Annotated in this window: 11 protein-coding genes; 3 read left to right on the top strand and 8 right to left on the bottom strand. The window is 42.7% G+C overall.

The features are described 5' to 3' along the window. Both V7D75_RS09620 and dapE read left to right on the top strand, forming a co-directional pair. Nucleotides 1–394 (top strand): hypothetical protein (locus tag V7D75_RS09620; protein ID WP_333614388.1); only part of this gene is annotated, 394 nt, incomplete at its 5' end. Between the two features lie 52 nt (nucleotides 395–446). Continuing rightward, complete coding sequence (dapE, locus tag V7D75_RS09615) at nucleotides 447–1646, top strand: succinyl-diaminopimelate desuccinylase (protein ID WP_333614387.1); 1200 nt, start codon at nucleotides 447–449, stop codon at nucleotides 1644–1646. Between the two features lie 116 nt (nucleotides 1647–1762). Here dapE and V7D75_RS09610 read toward each other — a convergent pair whose 3' ends face one another. From V7D75_RS09610 to V7D75_RS09585, 6 genes are all read right to left on the bottom strand, one after another. Further along, nucleotides 1763–2263 (bottom strand): GyrI-like domain-containing protein, encoded by a 501-nt coding sequence (locus V7D75_RS09610; RefSeq protein WP_333614386.1) that lies wholly within the window; start codon nucleotides 2261–2263, stop codon nucleotides 1763–1765. 66 nt (nucleotides 2264–2329) lie between these two features. After that, complete coding sequence (gene iscX / locus V7D75_RS09605) at nucleotides 2330–2539, bottom strand: Fe-S cluster assembly protein IscX (RefSeq protein WP_144297698.1); 210 nt, start codon at nucleotides 2537–2539, stop codon at nucleotides 2330–2332. Between the two features lie 178 nt (nucleotides 2540–2717). Next, the gene (locus V7D75_RS09600) at nucleotides 2718–3254 is read right to left on the bottom strand and encodes an acyl-CoA thioesterase (RefSeq protein WP_333614385.1); all 537 of its coding nucleotides are present in this window, start codon (nucleotides 3252–3254) and stop codon (nucleotides 2718–2720) included. 135 nt (nucleotides 3255–3389) lie between these two features. After that, nucleotides 3390–4790, bottom strand: a complete 1401-nt coding sequence (locus V7D75_RS09595; RefSeq protein ID WP_102076789.1) for an NAD(P)(+) transhydrogenase (Re/Si-specific) subunit beta — start codon at nucleotides 4788–4790, stop codon at nucleotides 3390–3392. Continuing rightward, the gene (locus tag V7D75_RS09590) at nucleotides 4787–5134 is read right to left on the bottom strand and encodes a proton-translocating transhydrogenase family protein (protein ID WP_200663874.1); all 348 of its coding nucleotides are present in this window, start codon (nucleotides 5132–5134) and stop codon (nucleotides 4787–4789) included. The genes V7D75_RS09595 and V7D75_RS09590 overlap by 4 nt, the downstream gene beginning before the upstream one ends. Nucleotides 5135–5248: 114 nt before the next feature. After that, a complete protein-coding gene (locus tag V7D75_RS09585; RefSeq protein WP_333614384.1) occupies nucleotides 5249–6406 on the bottom strand; it encodes a Re/Si-specific NAD(P)(+) transhydrogenase subunit alpha in 1158 nt (385 codons plus the stop codon). A gap of 501 nt (nucleotides 6407–6907) precedes the next feature. Here V7D75_RS09585 and yaaA point away from each other — a divergent pair. Next, nucleotides 6908–7708 (top strand): peroxide stress protein YaaA, encoded by an 801-nt coding sequence (gene yaaA / locus V7D75_RS09580; RefSeq protein WP_333614383.1) that lies wholly within the window; start codon nucleotides 6908–6910, stop codon nucleotides 7706–7708. Nucleotides 7709–7904: 196 nt separating this feature from the next. Here yaaA and V7D75_RS09575 read toward each other — a convergent pair whose 3' ends face one another. Both V7D75_RS09575 and V7D75_RS09570 read right to left on the bottom strand, forming a co-directional pair. Next, a complete protein-coding gene (locus V7D75_RS09575) occupies nucleotides 7905–8612 on the bottom strand; it encodes a M48 family metallopeptidase (RefSeq protein ID WP_333614382.1) in 708 nt (235 codons plus the stop codon). Then, nucleotides 8602–11167: type I restriction endonuclease subunit R (locus V7D75_RS09570; RefSeq protein WP_333614381.1), on the bottom strand; the 2566-nt coding region annotated here is incomplete at its 5' end. The genes V7D75_RS09570 and V7D75_RS09575, both read right to left, overlap by 11 nt.

The following is an 11167-nucleotide window of genomic DNA, read 5'->3' as shown; positions in this document are numbered from 1 at the left end:
TAATCATCAAGCCGCTACTCAAAAAAACAATGAGTTATTTTTTACCTATTATTTGCCAAAATCCACGCCTGAAGAACCTCTCATAATTAATCCGACTGCTATTACTACTGAATTCAAATATGAGAATGGGTGTCTACTTGCATTTGATGGAAGCAGATGGATGACACCTGTATTTCCCGAAGGACATGCAACTTTTAATAGTCATCATAAGACTTTAAGACTATTAGGAACGAGTTATAAAATGGGTGATGTGATTTCTGCAGCTGGCTACGTGCATGCTTACAACAGTGACAAAGTTAAAAATTATAGTAATAGCCCAGCCGAAAAGTGCATTACAGAGTATCTAGCAATATATTACGGCGATTATGAAAAAATTGACTTGGATAAAAACTAAATTTTTTCAGACCTCAAATTATAAACATCAAAACAACATATCTAGGACTGTCATGAGTTCAGAAAATAATAGTAAAACCCATCAACAGCAAACGCTAGAGCTAAGCATCGCCCTACTTGAACGTCCATCCGTCACCCCAGATGATTATGGCTGCCAAGATATATTGTCAGAGCGTCTGACGCAGGCTGGGTTTGATTGCGAATTTATGTATTACGGTGATAGACAGGCAAAAGGCGAGCAAGCGGAAGTCAAAAACCTTTGGGCGCGCCGTGGCACCACTGATCCGGTTATTTGTTTTGCTGGTCATACCGACGTCGTTCCTACAGGCGACGAGAACAATTGGACTTATCCGCCATTTACGCCAACCATTGCCGATGGCTATCTATGGGCACGCGGTGCCGCTGATATGAAAACTGGCATTGCTGCTTTTACCGTTGCCGCTGAGCGTTTTGTCACTAATCATCCTACGCACAATGGCTCTATTGCTTTTTTAATCACCGCAGATGAAGAAGGCCCGTCCATCAATGGCACGGTCAAAGTCATTGAAACTTTAGAAGCGCGTAATGAGAAAATCACCTATTGCTTGGTTGGTGAACCATCAAGTACCAACACGCTTGGCGATATCATTAAAAACGGTCGCCGCGGCTCATTGGGCGCACAGCTTACCGTCACTGGCAAACAAGGTCATGTTGCCTATCCGTATCTGGCTTGCAATCCGATTCATGCAACAATGGCGGCATTAGCAGAATTAACCAACGCCACTTGGGATAACGGCAACGAGTATTTCCCTGCGACTTCTTTGCAAATCTCCAATATAAATAGCGGTACGGGCGCAACCAATGTCATCCCTGAAAAGCTAACCGTTATCTTTAACTTCCGCTTTTCCACAGAAACGACGGAAGAAGAATTAAAAGCGAGAACTCATGCTATCTTTGATAAATATTTTGAAAACAATAAAGCCAGTTATGATATTAACTGGAAATTATCCGGTCAGCCATTTTTAACCCCTGAAGGCAAACTCGTATCGGCCTGTCAGCAAGCGATTAAAACAGTTGCTGATATCGACACTACGTTATCAACCTCTGGTGGCACCTCAGATGGACGCTTTATCGCGCCAACCGGTGCGCAAGTGGTTGAGCTTGGCGTACGTAACGCCACGATTCATCAGGTCGATGAAAAGGTAGAAATAGATGACTTAGGCAGATTGGCGCAGATATATGAGGGGATTTTGGAGAATCTGCTGCTTGATTAGACATAATTTATAGAAACAAAAAAAGCGCCATCTGCTTCGTATTTGGCGCTTTTTTATTATGATCTTTTATCGATAAGGACTTGAACAACACAAGTCAATTAAGCTACTTACTAGCTTCACTCAATCCCAATATAAACATCAACTTGTCCATACTCTAAATTACCATCAATATAGTGCTCAAAATCGACATTATAAGTGCGAGTATGCTCACAACTTGAGTCGTTAAAGTACTCCCACGCCTTCTCCCACGCATTCATCACGGTATTAGGCATATTGCCTGTTTCTGAAAAGACTAAGTATTTCCCTGCAGGAATGGTTATGGTTACAAGATTGCTCGTATTAGCGACCGCTCCATTATCCGGCTGCGCCTGCTCATTGTCCATTTTCCAACCAGCGACAACATCAAACGCCCCTACTAAATCAGCACTTTCATAATTGTGGTAGATACCATAAATATCCTGACCTTCAGGCAAATCTCCCATGTGGTTTTGATAAAACTTTTGCCATAAGCGGCCTAATTTTGCCGTTTCGTGGCTGATTTCAGCGTGATTGGTGGTGCGTACGCTAATACCCTTGCAAGCTATCGCTTCGGGTAGCTCTTTAATTTGTGACGTCATGATGCTGCCTGCCCTGTTGTGCTATGTGATTTTTATTTTATGTGCGATTAAATGAGCAAAACTGCCTTAATCCGCTTCATCAATCCAATTCATTTGAATCGCTTCTAAGATACCCTCGTTTGATTTTTGCGGATCATCATCAAAACCTTCTAATTCCGTTACCCAGCGATGCAAATCAGTAAAGCGAATGTACTGCGGATCGGTCTCAGGGAATTTCTCATAAAGCTCAATAGCGATATCTAAGCTGTCTGTCCATTTTAATTTTTGCGGGCTCATGGTAGCTCCTTAACTGTTATTAATCTTATACTTTCACCAAACTAGCGGTTAGTTTGACCAGTTGTTTGTCTAATGTTTGTCTAACCATTTACTTGGCAACTTACTAACCCCTATCCTATCAAATTTCGCTAACCGTTTATAGACAAGTTCGTTATACCGCCTTTGTTGCTTTAACTTTTTATTTTGGTTCTGCAGATTTAATCGCTACTTGATGCTGATTCCAAGAATCAATGACCCCATTTGTCTGCTCACCTGTCATATCCAATATCTCTGGTGCGCATTTGCCTTTTTTATCGTTTAAGACAAATTTGGTCATACCAACACCCATGAGCTGATTTTTTACCAAAAAGCGGGTTTCAAAATAGACGTATTTTTTATCCCAGCCGACAAGCGTACTACTTACCGTCATTTTATTGAGGAATTTAATTTCTTTGAGATAGACCATTTCTTGCATGGCAATAATCCAGCCGAGATTTTTAATCCCTTTTTGATGACAGCAGGCCATCAGCCATTTAGTGATGTTTAACTCGATAAAAGACAAGTAGCGATAATTAGGTAAATGGTCGCGAAAGCCCATATCGTGTGGCAATACGCGATAATGGCGTACAATTGGTTTGGTTAATGTCTCGACACTTAGGTGTTCATTAACCATTTGCTGTTTCAGCTGCTGCTTTAATAAGCTGACCATAATAAAAAAACGTATCAACATGTTCATAAAGGAAATCTCTGCACGGTTATTCTGTATTAATTATGAGTAAATATAGCTCTGATAAATGCTGCCTACCTTAACGCAAAAAAAGCCACCTCAGTGACTTTTTTCGTGAAAATATTATTAGTAGATGATTAGCAATTAATGACCGCCGCCATTAATACTACGTACCATCTCTTCAACCATTTTCTTAGCATCACCAAAGATCATCATGGTTTTGTCCATGTAGAACAAGCTGTTATCAAGACCTGCATAGCCTGTGCTCATTGAACGTTTAATAACCATGACCGTCTGCGCTTTATTGACTTCTAAAATTGGCATACCAAAGATTGGTGATGATGGATCATCTTTTGCCGACGGGTTGACGACGTCGTTGGCACCAATCACTAAGACCACATCGGTACTGGCAAAGTCGGAGTTAATCTCATCCATCTCAAGAATGTCATCATAAGGCACGTCAGCTTCCGCCAATAGTACGTTCATATGGCCTGGCATACGACCAGCGACCGGATGAATGGCAAAGCGCACATTGACGCCCTCTTCTTTTAACAGCTCATACAATTCTTTGACCGCGTTTTGAGCACGGCCCTGTGCCATACCGTAGCCCGGTACAATCACCACACTGCTGGCATTAGACATTAGGAAACCTGCGTCTTCTGCCGAACCCGCTTTGTAGTTTTTAGGTGCGCCATCATCTGCGCCTGTAGCGGCAGCTGTCGTACCCATACCACCAAATAAAACGTTTAGTAGAGAGCGGTTCATGGCTTTACACATGATGTAAGATAAAATCGCGCCTGACGAACCAACGAGCGAACCTGCGATAATCAGCATCGAGTTGCCAAGGGTAAAACCGATACCCGCTGCTGCCCAACCTGAAAATGAGTTCAATAGCGACACAACCACTGGCATATCACCGCCACCGATTGGCGCAATCCACATCCAACCAAATATCACGGCTAATACGGCCATCGCATAAAAAGCTGGCAATGAATCGGTCATAAAGTAGACGATACCAAAACCAATCATCGCGATAAATAAGATTGCTTGTACTGGCTTTACCCAGCTGCCTACGAGTGTTTTTGCCCAACTTTTTGCAGCCAATTTACCAAAGGCGAAAACAGACGCTGAGAAGGTGATCGCACCAATAAAGCAACCGATAAACAGTTCAGCACGGGCGACAGCGCCATGCTGTTGCTCAGTATGCAGTACGGTCGCTAAGGCAATCGCCACCGCCGCCAAACCAACAAAGGAGTGCATCAAAGCGACAGTTTCTGGCATTTGGGTCATGGCGACCGTTTTTGCTTTCCACATACCAACGAGTGCACCCAATACCATGGCGCCAATGATTAACCACAGCACAGGGCCTTCGGCTAAGAAAAAGGTCGTTGCGACCGCAATTGCCATCGCCACCATACCAAAACGGTTACCACGAATGGCGGTTTTTGGACTAGAAAGACCACGCAAGGTTAAGACAAAAAGGATAGCACCGATTAAATAAAACCAATCTGCATTTGCTGCAATCATATTTGTTAAATCGCTCATGCATCGCCTCCACTTTCAGTCGTCGCAGTTTCAAGTACTGGCGCTTTTTTTACTTTTGGTTTAAACATCGCCAGCATACGCTCCGTCACCGCAAAACCACCAAAGATATTAATACTGGCTAAAAATACTGCAAATGCACCGAGCAAGCTGGTCGGGGTAAACATCGCGCCGTCAATGGTGACGGTTTGTAGCATCGCGCCGACGATAACGATACTTGATAAGGCATTGGTTACTGCCATCAATGGCGTGTGCAGTGCTGGCGTGACGCCCCAAACGACGTAATATCCGACGAAAATAGCGAGCACGAATACCGTGAAAATCGCTACAAACGGTGTGCTACTCATGGCCGCACCCGCTGGCGCTGCCGCTAAAATAGTGGCAATCATCTAATCCTCCTAAAAATTTGTTCGTGTCTGGCAAATGTAAGGTAATGAAATTCGAGACTGGATGTTTAAGGCTTAGCGTTTAGCAAGACGTACTTGATTGTCATGCGTCACTGCTAACGCCCCTTGAATCTCATCATTCATGTCTAAATTAAGTGCCAGCGTTTTCTCTGAAGCGTCGTCTTTAGCTGCAGGAGCCATTAAAGTAGTGATAAAATTAACAAGGTTATTGGCATATAAATCTGAAGACTGCGCCGCCAGTTGTGATGGGATATTGGCTGCCCCGACGATACGCACGCCATTTGCCGTGGTAATGGTTTCATCAGGCACACTGCCTTCGACGTTGCCGCCAGTGCCAGCGGCCATATCAATCAGTACTGAACCAGCTTTCATTTTGGCAAGCGTTGCCCCGTGCACCAAGCGCGGCGCGTTACGTCCAGGAATCTGCGCGGTGGTAATGACGATATCTGCGTTGCTCAAGGCTTTATCTACCACGGCAGCCTGATCTTTGATATATTGCTCAGAGGGCGTCCATGCATAGCCGCCCGTGGCTTTGGCTTTTTGCGCTTCGTCTTCGCTCATTGGCACGTCAAGCCATTTACCACCAAGCGATTCTACCTGTTCTTTGGCAGCAGGTCGCAAATCACTGGCTTCAACGACAGCGCCTAAACGCTTCGCCGTCGCAATCGCCTGCAAACCTGCAACCCCAACGCCTAAGATAACCACTTTGGCAGGTTTAACCGTACCCGCTGAGGTCATAAACATCGGAAATGGACGCGAGTATTCATTAGCAGCAAGCAATACCGCTTTATAACCGGCAAGGTTGGCTTGTGACGATAAGACGTCCATATTTTGCGCACGTGACAAAGTACGTGGCAATAACTCCATAGCAAAGACGGTTGCACCTTTGGCCGCATAAGTATCTAGCTGGCTATTGCGATATGGGTCAAGCATACCAATGACCACTTGACCGGCTGTTAAATGCTCAGTCACCGCTGCTGGCAAATCATTGACGGTAGTAATAATTTGCGCTTGGTTGATGACCTCGGTACTACTGTTGGCAATATCAGCACCCGCTGCCTGATACAATTCATCAGCGTAATACGCCGCTTGACCTGCACCTGACTGAATGACGACTTCAAACCCTAGTTTACGTAATTTTTTTACCGCGTCTGGGGTTAGCGCTACCCGTTTTTCACTCGCGCTATCTGCACTAATAACACCAATCTTCATACCGTCTCCTTACTTACGTCAAATGACTATACTCACGTTTAATGACTATCTCTTAACACCCGCAACGCATCTTTAAAAAGCACAGGGGACAAAAAAATCTTTGGTCACGGTTGGTTAAGAACTTAAGACCAAAGATTATCAATTTAATAAATGATAGCTCCTTTGCCATCATGCCTTTTTATTATAGAGATAACATCTGCAAACTTTCATTGCCTAATGATGACCCACAAGTAAAATAAAAAGTTAGGCATTTACACCATCATCATAACTTTTATTGTTATATTAAAAACTTTTATTTTTTCTAAAAGCGCGCAAAGCCTGTAAGCTATTAGCTCACGATAAATATAAAAATTGGCTTAAGGTTTGACATATGTCTACGATGACGCTTAAAAATACAAAACCGCTACGACTAAGTCAAGATAAAATACGGCCTAACGTATAATAAGAAAACTTGACCGCTCAATAGAACACCCATTGACCTACTATAAATAAGGAATAACCATGTATTTTTTACTTTCCCCTGCCAAATCGCTTAATGAAAAAGACACTGTGCCAGTCAATCTTGGCAACTACTATAGTCAGCCCGAGCTAATTGAGCATGCGCAGGTGCTCATGAAAGACCTAAAAGCAAAAGAGCCAATTGATTTACAAGAGCTGATGAGTATCTCTGACGATTTGGCGCAGCTTAATGCCAGACGTAATCAAGACTGGGCTTGGAGTGCAAATACTCCCTTTACAGGTGACAACGCCAAACCAGCGGGTTATTTATTTGACGGCGATGTTTATACTGGGCTTGATATGTATCAGATGGACAAAGATACTGCTATTTACGTTAACGAACACTTGGGTATTTTGTCAGGTCTTTATGGCGTGCTGAAACCGCTCGATTTGATTCAGCCATATCGCCTAGAGATGGGCACCAAGCTAAAAAATGAGCGCGGGGATAATCTTTACAAGTTTTGGGGCGAAGAAGTTACTGACACTATCAATGCGCGCATGGCAGATAGTGAGGACAAAGTTTTGATTAACCTAGCTTCTAATGAATATTTTAAGGTAATAAAAAAGAAAACAATAAATGCGCAAATTATCACGCCAAGATTTGAAGACGAGAAAAATGGTCAATATAAAGTGATTAGTTTTTATGCCAAAAAAGCCCGTGGACTAATGGTGAAATATGCTGCTGATAATAAGGTGACCAATGCGGAGCAGTTAAAGCAGTTTGATTTGGCAGGCTATTATTACTGTGCAGATGTGTCGGATGATAAGACGTGGGTGTTTAGACGGGATGAGGCGGCTCAATAGGTAGTTTTTATTATTTACAAATGAATTTATAAATAAAGAAGTATTCAGCTTTATGTTATTAAACTGAATACTTATATAGTCAATCCTCTATAAAAGAGTTACAGCGTTAACCTCGCTTGAAGTATCACATCTATATCTGCATTTGGTTACCTTGTATCTCTTTTAAACTGAATCAACTATAGAAGGCTTTAAATTATTATAATGTCAGTCCTGCACCATTCTTTCTTAACCACTCTTTACGCTCTTGGTAATCTGGCATTACTTTATCAACTTCATTCCAAAATGCTTCCGAGTGGTTACGATAGTGCATGTGGCATAGCTCATGGACGATTATGTAGTCGATAATTTTTGCTGGTGCCATCATGCACTTCCAATGAAAGTTAAGTACACCTGACGCACTACAACTGGCCCACCGAAAACCCATATCTTTTACTTTGACTGAAGTGGCTTTTACGCCAGTTTTAGGTGCATAGTACTTTACTCGATCGGATATACGCTGTAAGCCTTTCTCTATGTAGTAAGCTTCGAATGCTTTTTTAGCGGCATCTGCTCCGCCTTTATCGACTATTTTTCGATTTAAGCAAAAACGACCTTCTTTAAGCTTTAATGACTCAGTTTGCTGATTTATTAGTGATAAACGGTAAGAGCGACCCAAGTATAGAAATGTCTCACCATTAACCCATTCACGAATAACAGATGTCGCATTTAGATCACGCCATTCTGCAAGGTTGCGATAAATCCATAGGCGTTTGCTTTCGACAATCGCATCGACTTGCTCAGGGCTGTAATTGAGCGGAGGACGAACCACAATAATACCATTGCGCTCAATCACGATATCTGTGGTTTTTCTATCTGCTCCAGGTAGTAACTGATAATCTATATCTCGGACTCTTCTAGCATTCACTATTCACCTCCTCCTTAGTACTATTGACTAAAGAATCATGTCTATTTTTAGCCAGCTTCATGATTTCGATAGCAAGGCGTTCACGGTTTTCCTTTAGTTCTTGGATACCAGTTAGTGTTAATGCCGTTTTGATTTTACTACGTGTATTTTTTTGTTTATTGGGATTATTCCAATAATCGATACTACCGACACTCGATTGTAAGGTTTCTACGATAGCTTCCATCACTACTCTCATCTTAGCTTTGTCATCATTGGGAACTTCACCATCTATAAAAGCTTGATTGGCAACATGCTCATAGAAAGTAGTCGCCTCTCGGCTCATACCCTCTTCACCTTGCTTGCGTCCTTGCATTGTTTCAGTACGCAATTTTTCAAGCTCTTCAGCAAGCTTTTCCCAGTGCTCTTGATATTGATCAATTAAGCGCTCAACTTTTTCAGATAAGCTTTTATAAAAACTAGGATCTTCATCATGGTGCACGGTGCAGTGCTTACGAATAGCATGCTCCATCTCACTGGCTTTAGCTTCAGCATTATCACCTGCATTCTTATTAAGCTTTTCAATAAAGTCATCTGCAAATAACTCAACCGGTGCTACTTTAGGATTTATGCCTAGATTCACTAAATGCTTGTTTATTAAATCTTTTACTTTGGCACCCGCATCACCTAAGCTTAGACTAGTATCTTTATAGCGCTCCTTGGTGACATTCAATATATACCCTAAACGCTTGGCAGGTACGCGGTATTTATGAGCCGATTTATGAGGCAAAATAATATCTAAGCTCAGCAAAAACTTCTTTAAGTACACTTCAAAGTCAGCACGAATTTTCTCGTCTTTTAATAATTTTACTGCCTCATGTACCACTGCGGCATCTGTTTGTACATCCGGTAATTCACCTTCAATAAACTCACGAATTCTTTTTACTTTATGCTGCTCAAACAGTTGCAGTAGTCGCAGATAACGCTCTTCTAATATAGGCATCTCAGAGGTAATACTTTTTAAGCCATCAGTTAACTCTTGTTCCTCGCCAGCTGCTGCATACAAAGTTAAAGCATCTGTTAAATTCTCTGTCAGACCAATGTAGTCAACAACATAACCTCTACTTTTTCCTTTTTTCACGCGGTTAGTACGAGCGATAGCCTGTAATAAAGTATGCTCTCTGAGCTTTTTGTCGATATACATGACTTGCTCAATCGGGGCATCAAATCCAGTCAGTAGCATGTCACAGACAATTAAGAAGGCGATACCCGTATTAGCTTTATCAGGATCTTCCATATTAAATGGCTTACAGAAGTTTTCAACGGCATTCATTGCGCGTGCTTGTTTGCGTACTTTAGTAATATAAGCGGCTTCATTAGTGCCATTACCTGAAATGATGACCGCAGCCTGCAAAAACTCAACTCGTTTAATCTGCTTAAAATCAGGCTCCTCTTGCGCTTTTAGCATTTCTATATGGGCTTTGAGTGCAGCATGAATTGCCTCTTGATAACGCACGGCGGCAAGCTTTGAGGAACAGACGACTTGCGCTTTGAATTGGTTAGGGTAAATATGCTCAAGATAATGTTTCACCATATCTTTAGCAATGGCATTGATACGGTTTTCAGCTTCTAGTATGTCGCCTGTCGCGCCATATTTTTTCTTAATGGCCAGTAGTTCCTCGTCACTACGATCTTTGAATAGGTTCTCAAAGCTGCTCTCAAACCCGTGCTTATCATTAAGCGCATCATCAGAGGTACGGCCTTCATAGAGTATTTGTAAGGTGGTGCCGTCTCTGACCGCATCCATGAGTTTATACTCGTCAATATAACTGCCAAAACGCTTATGGGTTTTTTTGGCACCATGTCGGTCTGTGATTAGCGGCGTGCCAGTAAAAGCAATGCGTACGGCGTTGGGAAAAGCTTCAAATACGTTATCGCCTAGATCTGATCCTTGGGTACGATGGGCTTCATCTATCATCAATAAAATACGTGATGAGTCGTTGACTACGCCAAAAGTCTGGCTAGTTGGGATGGCTTGGTAAGTGCTGAGCGCCTCTGATACAGAGTTAGGCATGGCGGTATCCCGCAGCTGAAATTTGTGTACCATGACCATATTGATGTCTGAGCTATCCGTCGCTAGCTGCATGCGTAGGGCTTTGTTGTTCTCTATAGTATTTACTCGGCCACCGATCAGCGTCGCGGTGACGGCAAGCTGATCTTCAAGATCCACACGATCATTGATCAAGAGTATTTTGTAGTCGTTCATATCACGCGACGCTCTGAGCATGCGTGCCACGAACACCATAGTCAAACTCTTACCTGAACCTTGGGTATGCCAAACCACGCCACTTTTATCTTCAGGCGTCTCTCCATTACGCAAACGCGCCATAATCTTATGGGCAGCGCGAAACTGCTGATAACGACTGACGACTTTGATACGCGGGCCTGCATCAGTGTCCATAAACACGCAGCAGGTACGCAGCATCTCAAGTAAGTTCGTTTTATTGAGCATACCATTGATCAGTTGCTGCTGTTGATTCCAACCTTGGGCGACTTTATCAGGTTGCGGCCATTGGGTT

Source organism: Psychrobacter sp., from assembly GCF_036731945.1.
Lineage (GTDB): Bacteria > Pseudomonadota > Gammaproteobacteria > Pseudomonadales > Moraxellaceae > Psychrobacter.
This window is presented reverse-complemented; position numbering and strand designations above follow the sequence as displayed.

Coding starts and splice junctions, on each gene's coding strand:
- V7D75_RS09595 (WP_102076789.1), bottom strand. CDS start 4,790: ATGAGCGATTTAACAAATATGATTGCAGCAAATGCAGATTGGTTTTAT.
- V7D75_RS09600 (WP_333614385.1), bottom strand. CDS start 3,254: ATGAACATGTTGATACGTTTTTTTATTATGGTCAGCTTATTAAAGCAG.
- V7D75_RS09590 (WP_200663874.1), bottom strand. CDS start 5,134: ATGAGTAGCACACCGTTTGTAGCGATTTTCACGGTATTCGTGCTCGCT.
- iscX (WP_144297698.1), bottom strand. CDS start 2,539: ATGAGCCCGCAAAAATTAAAATGGACAGACAGCTTAGATATCGCTATT.
- dapE (WP_333614387.1), top strand. CDS start 447: ATGAGTTCAGAAAATAATAGTAAAACCCATCAACAGCAAACGCTAGAG.
- yaaA (WP_333614383.1), top strand. CDS start 6,908: ATGTATTTTTTACTTTCCCCTGCCAAATCGCTTAATGAAAAAGACACT.
- V7D75_RS09610 (WP_333614386.1), bottom strand. CDS start 2,263: ATGACGTCACAAATTAAAGAGCTACCCGAAGCGATAGCTTGCAAGGGT.
- V7D75_RS09585 (WP_333614384.1), bottom strand. CDS start 6,406: ATGAAGATTGGTGTTATTAGTGCAGATAGCGCGAGTGAAAAACGGGTA.